This is a genomic window from Streptomyces sp. NPDC038707, assembly GCF_040636485.1.
In the GTDB taxonomy this organism is placed as follows: Bacteria; Actinomycetota; Actinomycetes; order Streptomycetales; family Streptomycetaceae; genus Streptomyces.
On record NZ_JBEZUP010000009.1, the window covers coordinates 89434 to 111222 of the forward strand.

At 77.1% G+C, this 21789-nt stretch carries 13 protein-coding genes; 8 read left to right on the forward strand and 5 right to left on the reverse strand.

Annotated features, from left to right (window positions below; genetic code table 11):
* Positions 1 to 24 precede the first annotated feature (24 nt).
* Together AB0E62_RS14920 and AB0E62_RS14925 are read left to right on the forward strand one after the other, a co-directional pair.
* Complete coding sequence (locus AB0E62_RS14920; RefSeq protein WP_362192429.1) at positions 25 to 1473, forward strand: acyl-CoA synthetase; 1449 nt, start codon at positions 25 to 27, stop codon at positions 1471 to 1473.
* Complete coding sequence (locus tag AB0E62_RS14925; protein ID WP_362192431.1) at positions 1466 to 2827, forward strand: carboxyl transferase domain-containing protein; 1362 nt, start codon at positions 1466 to 1468, stop codon at positions 2825 to 2827. Before AB0E62_RS14920 ends, AB0E62_RS14925 begins: the two co-directional genes overlap by 8 nt.
* Here AB0E62_RS14925 and AB0E62_RS14930 read toward each other — a convergent pair.
* Positions 2820 to 6440: a S8 family serine peptidase gene (locus tag AB0E62_RS14930; RefSeq protein WP_362192433.1), complete on the reverse strand. Its 3621-nt coding sequence runs from the start codon at positions 6438 to 6440 to the stop codon at positions 2820 to 2822. The genes AB0E62_RS14925 and AB0E62_RS14930 overlap by 8 nt on opposite strands.
* Before the next feature lie 227 nt (positions 6441 to 6667).
* On the opposite strand from AB0E62_RS14930, the gene AB0E62_RS14935 reads away from it, so the two are divergent.
* From AB0E62_RS14935 to AB0E62_RS14955, 5 genes are all read left to right on the forward strand, one after another.
* Positions 6668 to 7117, forward strand: a complete 450-nt coding sequence (locus tag AB0E62_RS14935; RefSeq protein ID WP_362192435.1) for a CU044_2847 family protein — start codon at positions 6668 to 6670, stop codon at positions 7115 to 7117.
* Positions 7117 to 9024, forward strand: a complete 1908-nt coding sequence (locus AB0E62_RS14940) for a trypsin-like peptidase domain-containing protein (RefSeq protein WP_362192437.1) — start codon at positions 7117 to 7119, stop codon at positions 9022 to 9024. The genes AB0E62_RS14935 and AB0E62_RS14940 overlap by 1 nt, the downstream gene beginning before the upstream one ends.
* 37 nt (positions 9025 to 9061) lie before the next feature.
* On the forward strand, positions 9062 to 10096 hold the full coding sequence (locus tag AB0E62_RS14945; protein ID WP_362192440.1) for a MoxR family ATPase: 1035 nt from the start codon (positions 9062 to 9064) through the stop codon (positions 10094 to 10096).
* Entirely contained in the window at positions 10086 to 14555 is a 4470-nt protein-coding gene (locus tag AB0E62_RS14950) for an SAV_2336 N-terminal domain-related protein (protein ID WP_362192442.1), read from the forward strand. The genes AB0E62_RS14945 and AB0E62_RS14950 overlap by 11 nt, the downstream gene beginning before the upstream one ends.
* Before the next feature lie 158 nt (positions 14556 to 14713).
* Positions 14714 to 15751: a rod shape-determining protein gene (locus tag AB0E62_RS14955; RefSeq protein ID WP_362192445.1), complete on the forward strand. Its 1038-nt coding sequence runs from the start codon at positions 14714 to 14716 to the stop codon at positions 15749 to 15751.
* Positions 15752 to 15817: 66 nt separating this feature from the next.
* On the opposite strand, the gene AB0E62_RS14960 is transcribed toward AB0E62_RS14955, so the two are convergent.
* Complete coding sequence (locus tag AB0E62_RS14960) at positions 15818 to 16771, reverse strand: anti-sigma factor RsbA family regulatory protein (RefSeq protein ID WP_362192448.1); 954 nt, start codon at positions 16769 to 16771, stop codon at positions 15818 to 15820.
* Complete coding sequence (locus AB0E62_RS14965) at positions 16768 to 17151, reverse strand: STAS domain-containing protein (RefSeq protein ID WP_362192451.1); 384 nt, start codon at positions 17149 to 17151, stop codon at positions 16768 to 16770. The genes AB0E62_RS14960 and AB0E62_RS14965 overlap by 4 nt, the downstream gene beginning before the upstream one ends.
* Before the next feature lie 891 nt (positions 17152 to 18042).
* Here AB0E62_RS14965 and AB0E62_RS14970 point away from each other — a divergent pair.
* Positions 18043 to 18786 (forward strand): ANTAR domain-containing protein, encoded by a 744-nt coding sequence (locus AB0E62_RS14970; RefSeq protein ID WP_362192454.1) that lies wholly within the window; start codon positions 18043 to 18045, stop codon positions 18784 to 18786.
* Positions 18787 to 18935: 149 nt separating this feature from the next.
* On the opposite strand, the gene AB0E62_RS14975 is transcribed toward AB0E62_RS14970, so the two are convergent.
* Both AB0E62_RS14975 and AB0E62_RS14980 read right to left on the reverse strand, forming a co-directional pair.
* Positions 18936 to 20243, reverse strand: a complete 1308-nt coding sequence (locus AB0E62_RS14975; RefSeq protein WP_362192458.1) for a serine/threonine-protein kinase — start codon at positions 20241 to 20243, stop codon at positions 18936 to 18938.
* A gap of 47 nt (positions 20244 to 20290) precedes the next feature.
* The gene (locus AB0E62_RS14980) at positions 20291 to 21706 is read right to left on the reverse strand and encodes an MFS transporter (RefSeq protein ID WP_362192827.1); all 1416 of its coding nucleotides are present in this window, start codon (positions 21704 to 21706) and stop codon (positions 20291 to 20293) included.
* Positions 21707 to 21789: the final 83 nt, after the last annotated feature.

Genomic DNA, 21789 nt, shown 5'->3' on the forward strand with positions numbered 1-21789 from the left:
CGTCGACAGTAAGGAGTGCGCCGCGTGTCCTCTCTCTTCCCCGCCCTGGCGGACGGTCCCCATGAGCAGGCCGCCGCCCTGCGGTTCGGGCCCCGCGCCCTGACGTACGGCTCGCTCGCGGGCGCCGCCGGTGCCCTCGCCGCCCGGCTCGCGGGGGCGGACCGGGTCGCGGTGTGGGCCGAGCCGGAGCTGGAGACCGCCGTCGCGGTGACCGGCGCGCTGCTCGCCGGGGTGGCCGCGGTGCCGCTCAACCCGAAGTCGGGCGAGAAGGAACTCGCGCACATCCTCGCCGACAGCGCGCCGTCGCTGATGCTCGCCGCGCCCGGTGCCGCACTGCCGCCCGTGGCGAGCCGTCTGCCCCGGATCGACGTGGACGTCTGCGCCGCCGGGCCCCTTGCCGAGGAGCGGGCGGCGGACGGCGATCCGGCGCTGATCGTGTACACCTCCGGCACCACCGGCCCGCCCAAGGGCGCGGTCCTGCCCCGCCGGGCCCTCGCCGCCACACTGGACGCGCTCGCCGACGCCTGGGGGTGGACCGCCGACGACGTGCTGGTGCACGGGCTGCCGCTGTTCCATGTGCACGGGCTGGTGCTCGGCGTGCTCGGCCCGCTGCGGCGCGGCGGCGGCGTGCGGCACCTGGGCCGGTTCTCCCCCGAGGGCGTGGCCCGCGAGCTGGCCGACGGCGCGACCATGCTGTTCGGGGTGCCGACGATGTACCACCGCCTCGCCGAGGCGCTGCCCGGCGACCCGGAGCTGGCCGGGGCGCTGGCCCGGGCCCGGCTGCTGGTCTCGGGCTCGGCCGCGCTGCCGGTGCACGACCACGAGCGGATCGCGGCGGCCACCGGCCGGCGGGTGATCGAGCGGTACGGCATGACCGAGACGCTGATGAACACCAGCGTGCGGGCCGACGGCGAGGCCCGGGCCGGCACGGTCGGCGTGCCGCTGCCGGGGGTGGAGCTGCGGCTGGTGGAGGAGGACGGCACGGAGCTGACCGCCTGGGACGGGGAGAGCGTCGGCGAGATCCAGGTGCGCGGCCCGAACCTGTTCACCGAGTACCTGAACCGGCCCGACGCCACCGCCGCCGCGTTCACCGCCGACGGTTTCTTCCGCACCGGGGACATGGCCGTACGGGAGCCCGACGGCTATGTCCGCATCGTCGGCCGCAAGGCCACCGACCTGATCAAGAGCGGCGGGTACAAGATCGGGGCCGGGGAGATCGAGAACGCGCTGCTGGAGCATCCGGGGGTGCGGGAGGCGGCGGTCACCGGGGAGCCGGACGCCGACCTGGGCGAGCGGATCGTGGCCTGGATCGTCCCGGCGGACCCCCAGTCACCGCCCGGCGCCGGGGAGTTGGCGGACCACGTGGCCCGGCGGCTGGCCCCGCACAAGCGCCCCCGCGTCGTCCGCCACCTGGACGCGCTGCCCCGCAACGACATGGGCAAGATCATGAAGCGGGCCCTGACCGATGGCTGAGCGGCGCTCGGCGCGGGAGACGCTGGCGCTGCTCGCCGACCCCGGCGGCTTCCGCGAACTCCCCGCTCCCGCCGGGGAACCCGCGCCGGACGGCCCGCTGGGCTGGCAGGGCTACGACGCCTCGCGCGCCCGCGCCGCCGAGCGCACCGGCGAGGCCGAGTCGGTGGTCTGCGGCACCGCGCGCGTCGCGGGCACCGAGGCGGTGCTGATCGCCTTCGAGTTCGGCTTCCTGGGCGGCTCGCTGGGCGAACGCACCGGTGACCGGCTGGTGGCGGCCCACGCCCATGCCCGTGCGCACCGGCTGCCGGTGGTCTCGCTGATCGCGACCGGCGGCAGCCGGATGCAGGAGGGCATGCTCGCGCTCACCCAGCTCCAGCGGGTGGCCCGCGCCTCCGCGCTGACCCGGCGGGCCGGGCTGCCCCAGACAGCGGTGCTCAGGGACCCGACGACGGGCGGCGGCTGGGCCACGCTCGGCGCGGGCGCGGACGTGGTGCTGGCCCTGCCCGGCGCCCAGGTGGGCTTCGCCGGCTCCCGGGTACGCCCGCCGGACGCCGACCCGGCCGCGTACACGGCCGAGGCGCAGGTGGCGGCGGGCTCGGCGGACGCGGTGGTGGCGCCGGACCGGCTGAAGGAGGTGCTCGGCACCTGGCTGCGGCTGCTGACGGCCCCGGCCGCCGGGGCACCCGTGCCCCGGGCCCTGGGCTCGGCCCGGCTGCCCGCCACCGGGTGGGAGGCCGTCGTACGCGCCCGGGACCCCGGGCGGCCCCGGGCGCGTGCCTATCTGGAAGACCTCTTCGACCGGTGGGTGCTGCTCGGCGGCGACCGGTGCGGCGGCACGGACCCCGAGGGGATGCTGTGCGGTTTCGGCGAACGGGACGGCCGCAGCGTGGCGTTCGCGGCGCAGACCGGGACCGCGACCCGGCCCGCCGGGTACCGCACCGCCGCCCGGCTGATCCGGCTCGCGGACCGGCTCGGCGTCCCGGTGCTGACGCTGGTGGACACCCCGGGCGCGGCCAATGGCGCGGACGCGGAACGGCAGGGGGCCGGGGCCGCGATCGCCGAGGTGTTCCAGGCGGTGGCCGACGCCCGGGTGCCCCTGACGACCCTGGTGATCGGCGAGGGCGGCTCCGGCGGGGCGCTGGCGCTGGCCGCGCCGGGCAACACCTGGGTCACCCCGGACAGTTACTTCTCGGTGATCGCCCCCGAACTCGCGGCGGCCATCCTCAAGCGCCCGCCGGAGCAGGCGGAGGCGACCGCGGACCAGTTGCGCGTCCGGCCGCAGGACCTGGTGGAGCTGGGGGTGGTCCGGGGCATCGCGGTACCCGCGAACCACCCCCGCTCTCCCGCTACTTGACCGCCGCCGCCCGGATGATCTCCTGGGTGACCGAGCCGCCCCGGTCGTCGCGGGCGGACGCGCGCAGGGAGAGGTGGGCGGCGCCGCCCGGCACGGTGAGCGTGCCGTGCCAGGAGGCGCCCGGTCCGGCGGTCAGCGGGACCGTCCGCCAGGTGGCGCCGTCGTCGTACGACACCTCCAGCCGGCCGCCGCCGAGCCTGCCGGTGCCGGTGGCGCCCGCCACGTACGCGGCGGCGATGCCGACCGGCACGCGCCGGCCCGCGGGCACCCGGCCGGCCAGGTCGGTGCCGAGGTCGAAGGCGAGGTTGACCAGCGGCAGATACGTCCAGTGGTCCGCCGGGGTGGCCGCCGACCGGACGGTCCACTCGGTGTGGCCGCGGGTCGCGGGCCGCCACCGGCCGGCGTCCAGGGCGGTGTCGGTGACCACCTTGTAGGTGTGCTCGTCGGCGGGCGCGTCCAAGACGTAGGCGGCGGAGCCGGTGTTCTCGTCCACGAGGGTGCCGTCCAGGTAGACGGCGGTGGTCTGGCTCAGTCCGCTCTCCTCGCTCCACACGTCGCCGAAGCCGGTGTGGTCGGGCCCGGAGTCGCCCCAGCCGGGCGTGTTGAACTGGAGCCGGTCACCGGCGCGTTGCTGTCCCCAGCCGAGCCCGGTACCCAGCCACGGGTGCCACACCGGGCGGAACCAGTCCAGCTCCGGCCGGGTGCCGCCGGTGTACCGGACCAGCCCGCCGCGCTCCTCCAGCGCGCCGTCGCGGACGGTGACGGACTCGTGCCACAGCTGGCCGGGGCCGGTGGAGACGTAGTCGGTGCGCTCGGCGGGCAGTGAGACGCGCTCCTGGAAGCCGATGCCGAGGGGGAAGGTGCCGGTGAGCGAGTAACGGAACTCCCCGCCGGAGACGGCCTCGGCCGCGTGGAACTTCACGCGTACGGCGGCCAGTTGACGCTCGTCGGGCGCATAGGTGAGGTCCCGGTCGGGGATCCGGCCCGGGTGGCCCTCGGACAGGTCGTAGACGTACGGGGAGTCGGCGGTGCCGGTCATGTCGACGCGGCCCGCGGCGCGCAGCCGGGCGGCGTCGGCGCGGTTCAGGGTGGCGATCGTCAGCGGCCGGCCGGCGTTGTCGTCCGTGCCCCACCAGGCCGTCAGCCGCCCGGGGGTGTCGTCCGTGACGAACAGGGCCTTGGCGCCGGCGTCCTGGGCGGCCCGGGCGAGCGCGGCCGGGTCGGCGCCGGCGGCGAGGTGCGCGAGGACCGCCTTGCCGGACACGCCGGTCAGGGGGCCGTCGCCGACGTCGGCCAGCGGCAGCCGGGTGCGGCCCTCGGCGAGGGTGCCGCCCGGCTGGACGGTCGCCTCGCCGACGCCCCTCACCTCCAGCCGGGGCCTGGCCAGCCGCCACACGGTGCGGTACTCGAAGGTGCCCTGGGTGACCCCGCGGGTGGGCGCGGCGAAGACGCTGTCGTAGGCGAGGGGGACCTGGACCGCGCCGAACAGGTCGGCGCCGTTCGCCCGGCGGTCGTACTCCATCAGCAACTGGCGCGTCTCGGTGCGCCGGCCGACGGCGGCCTTCACCTCGCGCAGCGTCCGGCCGTCCAGGGTGACCTCCTGGTCGTGGTCGAGGCGGATCTCCGGGGCCGCGAGGAAGCCGAGGCCGAGCGAGTCGGTGCCGTGGGCGCCGCGTACGTCGAGGAAGCCGGCGAGGGTGTAGGTGCCCGGCTCCAGGCGCAGCTGAAGGGTGCCGGAGTCGCCGACGTGCGCGGGCCGGGCGTCCTCGCCCCCGGCGAGCCGCTGCACGGTGAGGTCGGCGGGCACGGGGGCGCCGTCACGGTCCTTCACGTGGACGGTGAGCGTGTACCGCTCCTCCTCCTTGACCAGCCCGAACGCGGTGTGCGCGAGGGGGGTGCCGTCCTCGGCGGAGGCGACGACCCGTCCGCTGGTCTCGCCGACGGGCGCCCGGGCGGCGTCGCCGGTGACGGTGGTGGACGCGGTGGAGCGGGCGGGCACGGTGAGCGTGTCCCGGGCGAGGGTGACGACGCCGTCCGCAGCGCCCTGGACGGACAGCTTCAGCCGCACGTCGGTGCCCGAGGCGTTGCGGTAGGTGAGGGTCCGGGTGACGGGCCGGTCGGTGTCGTGGGGCCAGCGGTGGTAGCCCAGGTCGGCGCTGCCGGTCGCGGTGAGGTCCGCCCGTACCGCGTCGGGGACGCTGACCCGGCCCGCGCCGAGCACGTAGGCGGAGGTGCCGAGCTGCCGGGAGGTGGACAGCAGCGCGTCCTTCAGCTCGGGGCCGCTCCAGTCGGGGTGCTTCTGGGCGAGCAGCGCGGCCACCCCGGCGACCTGCGGGGTCGCCATCGACGTACCGCTCATGGAGGTGTAGTCGCCGGTGCCGGGGGCGAGCCGGGAGCGGGCGGCGAGGATGTCGACGCCGGGCGCGGCCAGGTCCGGCTTGAGGGCGTTGTCGCCGAAGCGGGGTCCGGCGGAGGTGAACCAGGCCGGCTGGTCGGCGGAGTCGACCGCGCCGACGGTGAGGGCCGCGTCGGCTGCGCCGGGCGAGCCGATGGCGCCGGGCGCGCCGGTGTTGCCGGCGGCGACCACGAACAGCGCCCCGGTCTCCTCGGAGAGGGTGTTCACCGCCTGGGCCATCGGGTCGGTGCCGTCGCTCGGCTCGGGCGAGCCCAGGCTCATGGAGACGATGCGGGCGCGCACGTCCCGGGCCGCCCACTCCATCCCGGCGATGATCTGCGACTCGCTGCCCGAGCCCTGGTCGCTCAGCACCTTGCCGACGGCGAGGTCGGCGCCGGGCGCGACCCCCTTCTCGGTGCCGTCGGAGGCGGCGCCGCTGCCGCCGACGGTGGAGGCGACATGGGTGCCGTGCCCGTTGCGGTCGGCGACCTCCTCGCCCGCTGTGAAGCTGCGGCTGGCGCTCACCCGGCCGGCCAGGTCGGGGTGACCGAGGTCGGCGCCGGTGTCCAGGACGGCGACGGTGACGCCCTTGCCGGTCAGCCCCGTGTCCCAGGCCGCCGCCGTGCCGATCTGGGCGTTGCTGTCGGCGAGGCCGGCCGTCACCCGCCCGTCGAGCCACACCTTGCCGATGCCGGCGCCCCGGGTGAACGACCGCCAGAAGGTACGGCCCCGATCCGCCGCCAGGGCGGCCCCGCGCAGGCTGGGCAGCGCCCGGATCCGCCGGGCCCCCGCCGGGGCGGCCACCCGGACCCCCTTGCCATAGGTCACGATCAGCGGCAGCGCACCGGCCCCGGTGTCGGTGAGCCCCTGCCGGATCAGTCCGGTGACGTCGAACAGCCGCCGGTCCAGGGTGCCGGCCCGCAGGTACGGCAGCGCCTCGTCCGGTACGACGGTGAGGTGCCCGTCGCTCCGCTGGGTGCGGACGGCGCCGGTGGCGCCCTGGGGCCGCCGCACGGTGACGGTCTGCCGGCCGTGTCCGAGGTCCGTGACGGTCACCCGGTCGCCGGTGACCAGGGTGACCGTCGAGGGGGCGGCGGGGCCCGGGGCGGGCGCCGTGGCGGGGGCCGCCCGGGCGACCGCGGGGCCGGCCGGGAGCAGGGCGCTCACCAGCGCCGCCGCCAGCAGTGCCGTGCCGCGTCTGACTGGTCCTGTGCTCATCCACGCCTCATCTCGTGTGGGTCGCGCGTGTCATGTGCTGGGACGAGGGAGATCTAACCGGTGCGGTGAGGGAGTTGACCACCGATGGCGCAGAGGCGCCTGGCGGGTTCTCCCCGGCGGGCACGCGCCGTGCGCCGTGTCCGCTGTCCGGCGTGGCGCGCCAAGCACCCTCCGTACCATGGGGCTTGCACGAGCCACGCACGGCACAAGGGGGAGCGAGCGGCGCCATGGACGACGGACTGGTGGAGTTCAGGACCGAGGACGGCGCACTCGTCGTGGTGGACGGCGGGGGCCCCAGATCGGGTGCCCGTCTCGTCTCGCGCGGCGACGGTCCGGCGCAGGCCGCGCGCACCTTCGAGGGCGCCCTGGACAGCGTCCGGGCGGCGGCGGACGCGGCGCTGCGGGTCTTCCGGGACGGCAGCCTGCGCCCCGACGGGGTGGAGATCGAGTTCGGCGTACGGCTGTCCGCCGAGGCCGGCGCGGTCATCGCCAAGGGATCGGCGGAGGGCCATCTGGTGGTGAAGCTGAGCTGGTCCCCGGAGCGGGCCGAACCGGCACCCGCCGCGCCGGCACCCGCCGGACCCGCGGTACCGGCGCCCGCCGTGCCGGGGCAGAACCCGCCGGGACAGAACGTGCCGGGGCCGGGCGCGCCGGGGCCGGAGTCCGGGGGCCGGTGATGCGCGGCTCCGCCTGGCAGGCCCGGATCACCTGCGGCGGCGAGGTGGGGGCCGGCTTCCTGGTGACCGGCCGTCTGGTGCTCACCTGCGCCCACGTCGTCCACGGCGGGGCCCCGGTGAAGGTCTGCTTCCCGCACGCCCGGGAGCTGGGCGAGCTGTCCGCCAGGGTCGTCGCCGAGGGCGGCTGGGCGGGCGGGGTCACCGACCCCGGCGACGTGGCCGTGCTCGAACTCGCGGTGGACCAGGACCTCCCGCTCGCCCCGGCCCGGTTCGCGCCGCCCGACGCCGCGTACACCGAGCCGTACCCGAAACTGGTCTCCTACGGCTTCCCCGAGCACTACGACGAGGGCACCCTCGCCGAGTACCAGGCCGTCTCGGCGCAGTTGATCGCGGGCGAGTGGCTGGAGCTGGTGACGTGGCACGGGCACGGCCAGCCGATCGTGGAGGGCTTCAGCGGGGCGGCGGCGACGCTGCCGGACGGCACGGTGGCCGGCATGGTCACCGCCGCCCTGGGGACGTCGCCGCAGGTGCGCAAGGGCCGGATGCTGCCGCTGGACGTACTGGCCCGGTACTGGCCCGGCCTGGACGAACTGGTACCCGTCCCGGGCCTAGGGGAGGAAGGCCGGCGACGGCTGTACGACCTGCTGGACCGGGCCGCCGCCGACGGGGGCTGCGACCCGGACCGGCTGTACCTGGACGCGGTGGGCCCCTTCGGGCCGCCCCTGCCCCCGGGCGGCTTCCCCTCGCTGCGGGCGGCGGCCCGCTATGTGCGCTGGGAGGTCCCGGACCCGGACGCGCTGCTCCGGTTCACCGAGCGGCTCGGGGAACTCGTCGGCGGGTCCCCGGTGTTACGGGGACAGGCGGCGCCGGACGCGGCGACCGCGCAGGCCGGGCCCGCCTGGTCGCCGGTCGTCGTGGAGATCGACCACAGCGGCGCCGGCCCCGACCAGGTGACCGTGGAGGTGTCCGCGTACCGCGACGGCCGGCGCCGGCCGGTGGGCGCCCGCCGGCTGCCCCGCGCCGGGGTTCGGGCCTACGTCCAGAGCCGCATCGACGAGGCCGTGGCCCATCTCGCCCCGGACGCCGACGAGCTGGTGACGTTCGTGCTGCCGCGCGAGTGGCTCAACGAGGCGGTGGCGCACTGGGAGTGCGGCGCGGACGACAGCACCCCGCTGGGCTGCGCCTACCCGCTGGTGGTGACCGACCGCGCCCGTCACCACAGCGGGCGGCTGCGCCGCCAGCTGCGCAAGAAGTGGCAGAAGCTGGACACCGGGGGCGGGGTCCAGGTGCACCGCGTCGAGTGCGGCACGCGGGAGCGCCCGCCGAGCCTGCGCAAGAGGCTGTGGGACGGCGACGCCCCGCTGGCGGGCTTCGCCGCTCCGCCGACGGTGGCCCGCCCGCACTTCGAGGTCGGCCTCAACGTGCCCGTGCCGGTCCTGCTGTGGTCCCGCACCGGCGGGCCCTGCGCCGTGCACGGGGACACCTCCGGCGCGAGCACCGCGGCGGAGGACGCCTCCCGCCCCGGGGCCGCGTGCCCGGACCCGCCCCGCACCGGGAACGGGCACGCGGATCCGCCCGGTAGCGGCACCGGCCGCGCGGACGCACCCCCTGCCGGGAGCGGGCGCGCGGACGCACCTCCTGCCGGGAGCGGGCGCGCGGACGCACCTCCTGCCGGGAGCGGGCGCGCGGACGCATCCTGCCCCGGCACCGCGTTCCTGGACCGGCTCACCGCCTCCGTCGCCGACGTACCGCCCGCCGAACTCCCCCGGCACCTGATGGAGTTGCGGCTGACCGCGGAGGCCGCCGACGATCCCGAGGGGCACTGGGCGCGCCACGTCCAGCTGCTCTGGGACGACCCGCGCTGCTTCCCCGAGACCGGCGCGAGCCTGCACTCGCCCGTCGCCTGACCGACCGACGCCCGACCGCCCCACGGAGAAGAAGCCCATGCCCCTGTGGCCCGTCTACACCGGCACGAACGAGCCGCACGACGGCATCACCGAGCTGCCCGCGCCGCCGCCCTGGCGGGCCTTCGACGGCGGTCCGGTGCTCCCGGTACCGGACGCCGCCGCCGACACCGCCGCCGTCTCCCCCGACCGCACCCACCGCGCCGAGACCTACCAGGCCACCGAGGAGACCGTCGAGCTGGTCAACGCGGCCCTCTATCTGCGCCGCCCGCTGCTGGTCACCGGCCCGCCCGGCACCGGCAAGTCCTCGCTGGTGTACGCGGTCGCCCGGGAACTCGGGCTCGGCCCGGTGCTGCGCTGGAACATCACCAGCCGCAGCACCCTGCACGACGGCCTCTACCAGTACGACCCGCTGTCCCGGCTGTACGCGGCCCGGCAGGAGGCGGCCGGGGAGGGGCGGACGGACGGCGCGGCCGACGGGTCGGGCATCGAGGACCACCTGCGGCTCGGCCCGCTGGGCACCGCGCTGCTGCCGTACGACCGGCCCCGCGCCCTGCTCATCGACGAGATCGACAAGAGCGACCTCGACCTGCCCAACGACCTGCTGAACGTGCTGGAGGAGGGGCAGTACGAGATCCCCGAGCTGGTGCGCGCCGCCCGGCTGACCCCGGACGGCGTGACCGAGGTGCTGGCCGACGGCACCGACGAGCGGGTCCCGGTGGTCCGCGGCCGGGTCCGCTGCCGGGCCTTCCCGTTCGTCGTCCTCACCAGCAACGGCGAGCGCGAGTTCCCGCCGGCCTTCCTGCGCCGCTGTGTCACCCTGCACCTCAGGCAGCCGGACGACCGGCACCTCGCCGGGATCGTCCGCGCCCACCTCGGCGAGCCCGACGCCTGTGCGCGGTCGCTGATCGACCGTTTCCTGTCCCGGTCGGGCGCCGGCGACCTGGCCACCGACCAGTTGCTGAACGCGATCTACCTGGCCCGCTCCGCCGACCTGGACGCCGAGTCCCTGGACCGGCTGGCCGAGCAGCTGATGCCGTACCTGGGGCAGAGCGCGCGGTCCGATGTCTTCTGAGCCGGACCCTTCCCCGGATCCCGTGGCCCGCCTGGCCGACGTACTGGCCCGGGCGGGCCACGGGGTGCGCCCGACCCCGCTGGAACTGGCCGAAGTGCTGTGGCTGGCCCGGCACATGCGTCCGGCGGCCGCGCCCGCCGGGCGGGGGACCGGGGAGGAGGAGGCCGCCGGGCGGGAGAGCGGGGAGCGGGCGGCCGAGGAGCCGGAGAGCGGGGAGCCGGAGAGCGGGGAGCCGGAGAGCGGGGAGCGGACACCGCCGTCCCCGGAGCCGTCGCCCCCCGCGGAACCGCCGCCCGCACCCGAGCCGCCTCGGGAACCCGCCCGGGTCCCCGTGCACCTGCCCGCCCGGCGGCCCGCCCCGGCGTCGGCCCGGCCGCACGCCACGCTCCTCGCCCCGGCGCCCCCGATGCTGCGCCACCGGCTCGCCCTGCACCGCGCGCTGCGTCCGCTGGCCCGCCGGACCGACGCGCCCGTGGGCCGGGAGCTGGACGAGCGGGCGACCGCCGACCGCATCGCCCGGCTGGGCGCCGACCCCGCGTGGTGGCTGCCGGTGCTGCGCCCCGCCCGGGAACGCTGGCTGCGCCTGAACCTGGTGTACGACGCCGGCCCGACCATGCCGGTCTGGCGTCCCCTGGTGCGCGAACTGCACGCGGTGCTCGGCGAGTCGGGCGCGTTCCGCACGATCGGGCTGTACCGCGCGGACCCCGACGGCCGGGTGTGCGGCCCCGGCACGCCCGCCCCCGCCGACGGCCGTACGGTCACGCTCCTGATCAGCGACTGCATGGGCCCGCAGTGGCGGGAGGGCCCCGCCGGGGAGCGCTGGTACGCCACCCTGCACCGCTGGGCGCGCCGGATGCCCCTGGCCGTCGTACAGCCGCTGCCGGAGCACCTGTGGCGGGACACCGCCCTGCCCGCGGACCCCGGCCTCCTGTCGGCCCCGCACCCCGCGGCCCCGTCGGCGGCGCTCACGTTCACGCCGTACGAGCGGTCCGCCGAGCCCGGGCCGGGCGAGCGGGTCGGCCCGGGCGGCACCGTGCCGCTGCCCGTACTGGAGCCTGAGCCGCGGTGGCTGGCGCACTGGGCGGGGCTGCTGGCCACGCCCGGCGGCGCGGAGTTCCCCGCCGCGGTCGCCGGGCTGGGCCGCCCGCTGCCGGCGGACGCCGAGGACCGGACCGACGTCGGACGGCTCACCGCCGAGGAACTGGTGCTGCGGTTCAGGGCGACCGCCTCCCCGGAGGCGGTCCGGCTGGCCGGGCACCTCGCGCTGGGGCGCCCGGATCTGCCGGTGATGCGGCTGGTCCAGGCCGCCGTCGAGCCGGATCCGCGGCCCCGGCACCTGGCCGAGGTCGTCCTCAGCGGCATGCTCACCACCGTGCCCGGCGGCCCGCCCGGCTGTTACGCGTTCCGGGACGGCGTCCGCGAGCTGCTGCTGCTCGGCCTGCCCCGCACCGAACGCCACCGCACCACCGAACTCCTCGGCCGGATCGGCGAGTTCATCGACCGCAGGGCGGGCCGGGCGCCGGGCGAGTTCCGCGCGTCGGTGCCGTCCGCACGGGGCGCGGGGACGGCGGTGGAGGACGACCCGTTCGCCACGGTCCGCGAGGACAGCGTGCGGCGCCTGTCGGCGGACGCCACCGGCGGGCCGGCGGTGGACGGCACCGGGGAGCTGTTCGCGGGGCGGTACCGGCTGCTGCGGCCGCTGGGGGGCCCGGGCCGGCTGGCGGAGGATACCCGGGAGGGAGGCACCTACGTCGTCGTGAACAGGTATCCGGGCAGGCGGGACCTCCCCGGTTTCCTGGACCTGGGCCGGGAGCTCGGCGCGCTGCGCCACCCCGGGATCGCGCCGGTCCGCGACCACGGTGTCGAGGACGGGGTGCCGTACCTGGTACGGGAGTTCGTCACCGGCCCGACGCTCGCGGGGCACCTGGAGGACCCCTCCGGCCGGCTGTCCGCCGACGAGGTCCGCGCCCTGCTCGTCCGGCTCGCCGACGCGGTGCTCGCCCTGCACGCGCAGGACGGCCCACGCGGCAGGCTGGAGGGGTCCGAGGTGGTCCTCACCCCGGACGGACCCGTGCTGACCTGTCTGGACACCGCGCCGGTCGCCGAGGAGGGCCTCGCGGACAACCTGCGGGCGCTCGGGTACCTCGTGCGCGGCCTGCGCCGCCACCACGACGCCTCGCTCGTCGTGGAGCTGGGCGCGCCCATGTCCGCGCTCCTGTCCGACGACCTGGAACGGCAGCTGCGCGGCGCCGACGGCCTCCGCCGCCCGAGGACCGTCGGCTTCTCCCTGCTCGGCCCGCTCCGGGTGACGCTCGACGGCCACCCGCGCCCGCTGGACGACCCGTACGAGCAGGCCGTCCTGTGCATGCTGCTGCTGGGCGCCGGACGGCGCGTCACCCGGGACGAACTGGCCACCGGGGTCTTCGACGGCCCCCTCACCCCGGAGACCTCCAACCGCCTGACCACGTGCCTCCACCACCTCGGCCGCTTCCTCGGGCCCGACTCCCTCTCCACCGAGTACGCCGCCAACTACGTGCCGGCCCTCCCGTATGTGTCCGCCCGTGACAACATCGACGTCTTCCAAGCCCGCCAGCTGGCGAACGAGGCCGAGCGGGCCCGGGCCGGCGGCGACCAGGAACGCGGCCGGCAACTGGCCCGCCGCGCACTGGCGCTGTGGCGGGGCGAGCCGTTGCAGGGTGTCCCGGGCCCGGCCGCCGAGGCCGCCCGGAAGGACCTGGAGGCACTGCGCCGCGCTCTCACGGCCCTGGCCGAGGACGAGCCCCCCGCCGACCCCCCCGGCATCCGCTTCACGGCCGACGACCTGACCGGGCGCCCGGAGGCCCGGGTCACGCTCGAGGCCGCGGTGCACGAGATCCTCGCGCGCGGTTCCGCCGGCCCCCGCCAGTACGAGGTGGCCGTGCGCCCCGACGGTTACCTGGTGCGGACCGGACCCGGCGCCTATCTGCTGCCCGTCCTCGTCGCCGTGCTGCGCGAACTCCCGCACGCGCTCACCCGGCTGAGCGATCCGCCCCGGCTCACGGTGACGTTCGGCCAGCCGTCCGTCCGCCCGCCCCACACGGCCGCGGACGTCACGGTCGTCGTACCGCCCGCGCTGTACGACGAGTTCGCCGCCAGCTCCGCCGCCCAGCGCGCCCGCCCCTTCCGGCCGCTGTTCGCCGACGGCGCCCCGGACAGCCCGCCCGCCGCCTGGTACTGCCTGCTCGGGCCGAAGGCCGCCGAACCCCGCGAACGCGACCTGGTGCAGGGCCCGTTCATCGCCTCCGACCTGCGCGAGCTGGGCGTCCCCACCCCGGGCCGCACGGCCGTCGTGCACACCCGCCCCGACGGCCCGCTGACCCTGCTCGACCCGATCCAGCCCTACGGCACACGGCCGCCCCGCCCGGAGACGTACTACCAGGTCGACCTCACCCCGCACGAGACGCGCCGGATCGTGTCCCTGCCGAGTTCCGGCAAGGGCACGTTCCAGGCCGCGGTGCTGCTGTCCTGGCGGGTGACCGACCCGGTCGCCTTCGTGCGCGCCGAGGTCACCGGCGTCCCCGGGCTGCTGCTGCGGCACCTGAGCGCCGCGGCGGTCCCCCTCACCCGCCGGCATCCGCTGCGCCGGGCGGGCGCGGCCCAGCGGGCGGTGAACGCGGAGGTGGCCGACTGGCCGGTGCCGGGGCTCGCGGTGTCGTACACCGTGCAGCTGGTGCCCGAGTGGGCGCCGGTCCCGGCGGCGGAGCCGCCCGTGCCGTCCCGGCGGCGGCTGTCCGCGCTGCTCGGTGACGCGGAGACGGTCCTGGTCGGCTTCGAGGGGCCGCTGGCACGGCTGTTCACGGCGCACTCGGCGCGGGAGGCGGTGCTCGACCTGCTGTCGGTGGTGGCCGACCACCGCGACCCGCAGGACGCGCTGTCGGGCCGGCCGCTGCCGGTCACGGGCGCCGCCGGCCGGGAGGCGTTCGCGCACCCGCTGGACCTGCTGCGCGCCTTCGCGCACGACCGGCTCGGCCCGCTGCTGCGGGCCCGGCTCGACACCCTGGAACTGGCCGCCGTGCCCGACGCGCCCATGACCCACCGCTCGCTCGCGCTGGTCCGCGCCCTGTACCGGTCCGGGCGCCGGGTCAGCGTGGTGACGGACGTGTCCGGCGCGGCCGTCCACCGGTGCCTGCTGCCCCACCGGCTGCCGCTGGCGGGCGTCCACGGCCGCCGCGAGGACCTGGGCCTGCTCACCCCGCACCCCGACTGCCTGCTGCGCGCCCTCGACGCCGTCCGCACGCCGCCCCGCGGCGGCGTGCTGATCAGCTCCTCGGTCGCCGAACTCACCGCCGCCCAGCAGCTCGGTGTCCGCTTCATCGGCTACGCGCCCACCGCGGCCGGGCGCCGCCGGCTGCGCGGGGAGGGCAGCGAGGTCACCGTCTCCACCCTGGAACCGCTGCTGGAGGCCGCCCAGGTGCTGTGACCCGCCGACACACCGGTACGGTCCGCAAGACCGCCCGTTCGGCGGCACCCCGCCCGGCCGTGCCCAGCGGGCGCCCGCTCCCGGCCCCGCGTCAGGATGCCAGTGGGCCCGCCGGCCGGCCGGGCACCGCAAGGCCCGCGCACTCGGGAGGATCCGCCGTGACCGTCAGCCTGGAGCAGTTGCGCCGCTGCCACTTCGCCGTCGACCTGGGCGCGGCGCGTACCCGGGTGTATGTGAAGGGCGCCGGTCTGGTCGTGGACCAGCCCTCGGCCGCCGCCGTGAACACCCGCAGCGGCGCCCTCATCGCCGTGGGCGAGTTCGCGGAGCGGATGACGGGCCGCACCCCCGACTACATCAAGGTGGTCCGGCCCGTCGCGGGCGGCACGGTGGTCGACATCGACATGGCCCAGCGCATGCTGCGGCATCTGCTCGGCGACAAGATGCGCCGCATGCTGCGCCGCAAGCCCCGGCTGCGCGCGGCGGCCTGCGCCCCGCACGACGCGGACCCGCTGGCCCGGCGGGCGACCGTCGAGACGCTGGTCGGGCTGGGGGCGCGCCGGGTGGAGCTGGTGGACACGCTGATCGCCGCCGCGGTGGGGTGCGGGCTGCCCGTGGAGCGGCCCGAGGCCACCATGGTCCTGGTGTGCGGGGCGGCGGCGACCCAGGTCGCGGTGCTGTCGCTGGGCTCCATCGTCGCCGCCGAGCGGATCCCGGTGGGCGGCGAGGCCGTGGACCACGCGATCGTGCAGCACCTGCGGCACGCGCACAAGCTGATGCTGCCCACCCAGTCGGTACGGCCGCTGCACCTGGCCCTGTCCGGCAACGGGCTGACCCCGCACGGCCCGGCGTCGGCCGAGATCCACGGCCGGGACGTGGCCACGGGGCTGGCGCGCAGCGTGCGCGTGGACACCGCCGCCGTACGGGACGCGATCGAGACCCCGCTGACGGCCGTCCTGGACGGCATCGGGCAGGTGCTGCGCGACTGCCCGCCCGATCTGGTGGCCGACCTCGCCGACCGCGGGGTCGTGATGGTCGGCGGCTCGGCCCTGCTGCCCGGCTTCGACCAGATGCTGCGAGAGGCCACGGGGATGCCGGTGCACATCGCGCAGCGCCCGGACGTGTGCGCGGCAGAAGGGCTGGGGGCGATGCTGGAGGGGCGGCTCGAACCGCTCCCCCACCCTCCGCCGGCCGCCTGAGGGGCCGTACGCCTCAGGGCGTCCGGCCGGCCGGCCCGGCGGCCGGGGTGTCGCCGGGCCCGGTTCTCAACGGCTCAGGTAGGCGCGGATGGTCGTGCCCTCCGGTCCGGTGTGGACGCGTACCAGGTCGGACAGCAGGTTGACCATCAGCAGACCGCGTCCGCCGCGCTGGTCGCGGGCGGGGGGACGGCGGCCGGCCAGCGGATCGGCGAGGCGGCCCTTGTCGCGGACCTCGCACAGCACGTACCCGTCCTCCGCCCACACCGTGAGGGTGCCCGTGCCGCCGCCGTGCACCACGCTGTTCGTGGTCAGCTCGGCGGTGATCAGCGCCAGGTTCTCCAGGGCGGTCCCGGCCAGGCCCAGCCGGGCGCCGTGGTCGGTGGCCAGGTGCCGGACGGCGGAGAGCGAGTCCTCGGCGAAGGCGGTGCGGAGCACCCCGGGACCGGCGCCGGGGGCGGCCGGCAGCGGCAGGTTGTAGCGGGCCACGACGCCGTCGGGGTCGTACGCCGCGCTGGCCACCGCGGCGGCGGAGCCGGCCGGGATGACGACCGGGTGGGTGGCGTGGGCGTCGGCGAGGACGCTCTCCTCCAAGCGGGAGGTGTCGTAGGGACACAGGATGGTGACGTCCCGGCCCTGGAACGCGGCGTTGATCAGCGCCTCGTGCTGGGCGCAGGCCGGGTACTCGGCCGGGCTGCGGCCCGCCCAGATCGGCTCGCCGATGATCCGGACCCGCCGGCCGGCCGGCTGCTGGTCGGCGAAGGCGCGCAGCACACCGGGGATGATCCGGCCGGGGTTGCGGCCGGCCTCGCGCATGTCCAGGAACCGCACGGCGGCGCCGTCGGCGCCCAGCGCGTCCTGGATCAGCGCCAGGTTCTCCTTGGGCACGGAGACGGCGACCGGCTCGCCGGCCGCCAGCCCCTCGCGGATGAAGGGCACGGTGCCGGCCAGGTACTCGTGCGAGTCGGCGTAGAACAGGGCGGGGTGGACGAACGGGTCCACGGGGTGGGTGGCCGTGGTCATGATGCCGACACCTCGACCCCGGGAAGGCCCGGCCACAGCAGGCCCAGCATCCGCGGCAGGGAGTCCGGTGGCCGGTCCAGCACCAGCCGGCGCCGCCCCTCCAGGCTCCGGGCGGTGTCCGCCAGCGCGTCCGCGCCTGCCACGTCGATGAAGGTCACCGCGGAAAGCTCCAAGTAGTACACGTCTTCGCCCCCGACGTCCTCGGCCTCGCGCACGACCCGCTCCAACGCGCGCTCCCATATCCCCCGCGTGGGCAGGATCACCTCGCCGACGGCGCGGAACCCGCTCCGCCCGGTCAGCGGGTACACGTCCAGCCGCGGCGCCGCCTGCTTCGGCACTGCGGTGGCCGACAGCGGCCGGGCCGGCTCGGGTCGGCTCATGCCATCTCCCAGTCGCACGGATACACAGCTGCCCAGTATGCGCCCTCCACCACCCCACCCAGCACGCACCGGCCCCACCGCCCACGACTGGAGCCACCGCCGGACCCCGCCCACACCGACGGCGAGACGGCCCAATCCCACCGGGGAGGGGGCGCCCGGGGAAGGGGGACCGCACGGCGGGGAGGGGGGAACGCACGGCGGGGCGCGCACTCGCCCCGGCGGGCACGACTCACCCCGGCGGATGCGGCTCGCCCCGGCGAGTGCGGGTGGAGCCCGGCCGGTGCCGCTCTCCCCGGTGGGTACCGGGTGGAACCCGGCCGGCACCGCCCACGCCCGGCGGACACGCACCCGGACCGACAGACACGAACCCGCACCGACAGACCCGGCCCACACCCGACGCGTACGACTCGCGCCCAGCGCATACCGGTAGAGCCCGGCGCGTGCCGCTCCCCCGGCGAACACCGGATGGAGCCCGGCCGGCACCGCCCACGCCCGGCGGACACGCACCCGGACCGACAGACACGAACCCGCACCGACAGACCCGGCCCACACCCGACGCGTACGACTCGCGCCCAGCGCATACCGGTAGAGCCCAGCGCGTGCGCTCCCCCGGCGAACACCGGATGGAGCCCGGCCGACACCGCCCGCGCCCGGCGGACACGCACCCGGACCGACGGACACGAACCCGGACACCCACAGGCACGGCCCGCACCCGGCGCGCACGGCTCCCGTCCGAGCGCACACGGGTGACCACCCGGCCGGCCCCGATCGCCCCGGGTCTGGCGCGGCCCGGCCGATGCGGCTCGCGCCGGGGGGAGACCGGCGGGTGTAGGGCGCGGGGTCGGGGGCAGGTGAGGGGCTACGGAGGATCGGCGGACCGGGAGGGGAGACATGACCACGGCGGCACGCGGCCCGCACGGCGGGCGGTCGGCGCCCCTGGCCGTCGGCGTCCGTACGGAAGGCGGCCGGGCCCTGCTCGGCGCCCGCGGCGAGCTGGTCCACGGCTGCGCCGACACCCTCGCCGGGACCCTGGCCGCGCTGCCGCCGGGCACCGCCCGGGTCGATCTGGACGCCTCCGAGGTGGTCTTCCTGGACACGGCGGGCCTGACGGCCCTGGTCACGCTGCGCGAGTACGGCCGCCGGCGCGACGTACCGGTCTCCGCCACCGGCTGGCGCGGGCAGCCGCGCCGGGTGCTGGAGCTGATGGGCCTGGACCCCGCGGACCCGCTCAGCGGCACCCTGCCCACCGCTCTGACCGACCGCGCGGCCTCCGCGGTGGCCCAGGAGCGCGCCGAGCAACTGGACACGCTGCGCCTCGAGATCGCGCAGCTGCGCCACGCGATCGACTCCCGCCCGGTCATCGACCAGGCCCGGGGCATCCTGATGGCGGCCCACACCTGCACCCCCGACCAGGCGTGGGAGATCCTGCGGGAGGCGTCCCAGCGGACCAACACCAAGCTGCGGCAGGTCGCGTCGGCGGTCACGGCGAGCGCCGCGCCGGACGGCACGCCGCCCCCGGAGCCGCTGCGGTCCGCGCTGGCCGCCGCGGTCCGCCGGGTCAGTACGGCAGCACGCGCCCCGAGGGAGTCCTGCGGTCGATCTCCTGCCCGCGCGGGGCGGCGGGCCGCCGGCTGACACGTACCCGGATCCGACGGTCCATGACGCCCTCCTCCTGCCGGCACCCGGTTCGGCACGCCGGTAGGAGGTCCGTGCCCAGCACGCGACCGGTTCACGCCTGAACGAGCTCAGTTCATGGCATCGTTACGGCCGAGGGCCGCCCTTCGTCACCGGTTCAGATAGTGCGCGAGGACCGGGTCGAGCCGGGCCACCCACTCGGTGAGCCGGGCCCTGCGCCGGGCGTTCAGCTCACAGGAGTACACGCCGCCGTCCCACAGTCGTACGGTCAGCGTCAAGTGGTGGCCACGCCGGCCGCGGTCGACGCGCGCGACCTCGTGCCACGGGAAGTCGGCGGCGACACCGCCCACTTCGAGCTGCACACCGGTCGCGTTCACGACGGCACCGGAGTCCCCGTCGGCGAGCGCGACCTCCGGACCGGCGTACGGGACGGGCGGTCCGAAGCCGTACGCGGTGGGTGTCTGATGGGGCGTCAGAGGCGCCTGTGGAGGCGCCGGTCGGGCCTGCGGGGCGGCGGCGTACGGCTGCGGGGGCGTGGCGGGCGCCGGGGGCACGGGGAACGGCTGCGGCGGGGTGCCGGACGGCTGCCGGGGATCGCCCGCCGGCGGATACGGTGGTGCCGCCGGTGTCCCCGGCGCGTACGGCGGCGTGGCCGGCCCGGGCCCCCATCCGGCCGGTCGCGGGGCCGGGCCCGTCAGCCGGTCCAGGAGCGCGGCGGGCGTCGGCCGGGCCGAGGGCTCCTTCGCCAGGCACTGGGCGACGACGTCCCGCAGCCCCGCGGGCACGGTGGACAGGTCCGGCGGCTCGTGCACCGAGCGGTACATCAGCCCCATCGGCGTCCCCTCCCCCCAGGCGCTGCCGCCCGCCGCCGCGACCAGCACGGCGCCGAGGGCGAAGACGTCGGCGGCACCGGTCACCTCGTGGCCGAGGGCCTGTTCGGGGGCGAGGAACCCGGGGGTGCCGAAGGCGGTGCCGGTGGCGGTGAGGCGGGTGGACTCGACGGCGCGGGCGATGCCGAAGTCCAGGACGCGCGGCCCGTCGGCGGCCATGATGATGTTGCCGGGCTTGAGGTCGCGGTGCACCAGGCCGCAGGAGTGGATGGACTCCAGCGCCTCGGCGAGCGCGGCGGCCAGCGCCCGCAGTCCCGCCTCGTCCATCGCGCCCTCGGCGGCGAGCCGTTCGGCGAGGGTGGGCCCGGGTATGTAGGCGGTGGCCAGCCACAGCGGGTCGCCGTCCACGTCGGCGTCCACCACCGGCGCCGTGTGGAAGCCGCCCACCGCGCGGGCCGCCTCCACCTCGCTGCGGAACCGCTCCCGGAAGACCGGGTCGGCGGCCAGCTCCGCCTTGGCGACCTTGAGTGCGACGGCCCGCCCGCCGCGCGTGCGTGCGAGGTGGACGGTTCCCATGCCGCCCTCGCCGAGCCGCCGTTCGACGAGGTAACCCCCGATGCGTTCCATGCGGACAGTATGGCCGCCGCCGGGCGGGCCGCGTCCGCCGCCCGGGCTCAGTCGCCGCGGGCGCGGACGGCGAGCAGGGCGACCAGCAGGGGCGGCAGGAGCAGCAGGGCGAAGGCCGCGCGGTAGCCGGGGAGCGGCCCGGCGCCGGCGGCGAGGCAGGCGTTCAGGACGGCGGAGGCCAGGGCGAGCACGACGACCTGGCCGAGGTTCATGTTGGTCTGCAGGGCGCTGGTGGTGTGGCCCTGCCGGTGCGGGGGGCTGTGCTTCAGGGAGAGCACGGTGACGCAGGGGTCGAGCAGCCCCATGCCGACGGCGGACAGCGGCATGGCCGCCGCCGCCGTGACCGGGGGCAGGCCGCCGGAGCAGCCGGCCGCCGCGAGGGCGACGGCGGCGGCCATCACCAGGGCGCCCGCGGTGACCAGGCGGTGCCGGGCGATGTGCGGGAGCACCCGGCCCTGCACCCAGGAGGCGGCGGCCCACAGCACGGCGGAGGCGGTGAAGGCCGCGCCGACCACCACCGCCGCGACCCGCCGTTCGGTGATCAGCATCAGTGGCACCAGCGCTTCCACGGCGAAGTAGGTGCCGGAGGTCAGCCCGCGCAGCAGCACCGTGACCGGCAGTCCCCGGGCCCCGCGCCAGGTGCCGCGCGGCAGCAGCCGGGGCGCGAGGACGACGAGCAGGATGACACCGGCGGCGACGGCGGCCAGGTGGCGCGGGTCCCACGCGGAGGCCCCGTACTGCCCGAGCGCCGCCCCCAGGCTGAGCAGGGCCGCCACCAGCAACGGGGGCCGCTCGGCGGGGACTTCGGCCACCCTGGAGGCCGCGCCGGGGGCCGTTCCGGGGGCCGTGCCGGGGGCGCGGCGCAGGACGAGGACCAGGGCCACGGCGGGCAGGGCGGTCAGCGCGGCCAGGCCGTAGAAGACCGCGCGCCACGACCACCACTGGACGACCAGGCCGGCCAGCGGCGGTCCGAGCAGGGACGGCAGGACCCAGCCGGCGCTCAGCAGCGCGAGCATCCGGGGCCGCAGGTGCTCGGGGTAGCACTGGCCGACGGCGGTGGTCACGGACACCGCGACCAGGCCCGCGGCCAGGCCGTCCACGAACCGGCCGGCGGCGAGCTGCCAGACGGACCCGCTGGACGCGGACACCAGCAGGGTGAGCACCGACAGGACCATGCCGAGCGCGAGGGGCCGCCGGGCACCCGACCGGTCCGCCCAGTGCCCGCCCAGCACCCCGCCGAACAGACCGGCGGCGACGAAGCAGCCGGCCACGACGGGGAACAGGGACACGCCGTCCAGGTCCCGGGCCGCCGTCGGCAGGGTGGGCACCACGGCGAGGGCGGCGAACCCGGTCAGGAACATCACCACGGCGAAGGTCAGGGTGGCGGCCAGGTGCGGCGGCGAGAAGATCCCGCCGGAACCGGCGGCCGTGGCGGGCGGGGTGTGCACCGAGCTGGGTGCCACGGGTTCGCGCACGCCGATCCCCCGACCTCTGGTCTGGACCAATGAGCTGGACGGCACGGGAATCTACGGCCCGTCCGCCCCGG

Excerpts from the sequence above, each read along its gene's own strand:
- AB0E62_RS14930 (WP_362192433.1), bottom strand. The coding sequence starts at position 6,440 with ATGAGCACAGGACCAGTCAGACGCGGCACGGCACTGCTGGCGGCGGCG.
- AB0E62_RS14965 (WP_362192451.1), bottom strand. The coding sequence starts at position 17,151 with ATGAGCCGACCCGAGCCGGCCCGGCCGCTGTCGGCCACCGCAGTGCCG.
- AB0E62_RS14925 (WP_362192431.1), top strand. The coding sequence starts at position 1,466 with ATGGCTGAGCGGCGCTCGGCGCGGGAGACGCTGGCGCTGCTCGCCGAC.
- AB0E62_RS14945 (WP_362192440.1), top strand. The coding sequence starts at position 9,062 with ATGCCCCTGTGGCCCGTCTACACCGGCACGAACGAGCCGCACGACGGC.
- AB0E62_RS14935 (WP_362192435.1), top strand. The coding sequence starts at position 6,668 with ATGGACGACGGACTGGTGGAGTTCAGGACCGAGGACGGCGCACTCGTC.
- AB0E62_RS14940 (WP_362192437.1), top strand. The coding sequence starts at position 7,117 with ATGCGCGGCTCCGCCTGGCAGGCCCGGATCACCTGCGGCGGCGAGGTG.
- AB0E62_RS14960 (WP_362192448.1), bottom strand. The coding sequence starts at position 16,771 with ATGACCACGGCCACCCACCCCGTGGACCCGTTCGTCCACCCCGCCCTG.
- AB0E62_RS14975 (WP_362192458.1), bottom strand. The coding sequence starts at position 20,243 with ATGGAACGCATCGGGGGTTACCTCGTCGAACGGCGGCTCGGCGAGGGC.
- AB0E62_RS14970 (WP_362192454.1), top strand. The coding sequence starts at position 18,043 with ATGACCACGGCGGCACGCGGCCCGCACGGCGGGCGGTCGGCGCCCCTG.
- AB0E62_RS14950 (WP_362192442.1), top strand. The coding sequence starts at position 10,086 with ATGTCTTCTGAGCCGGACCCTTCCCCGGATCCCGTGGCCCGCCTGGCC.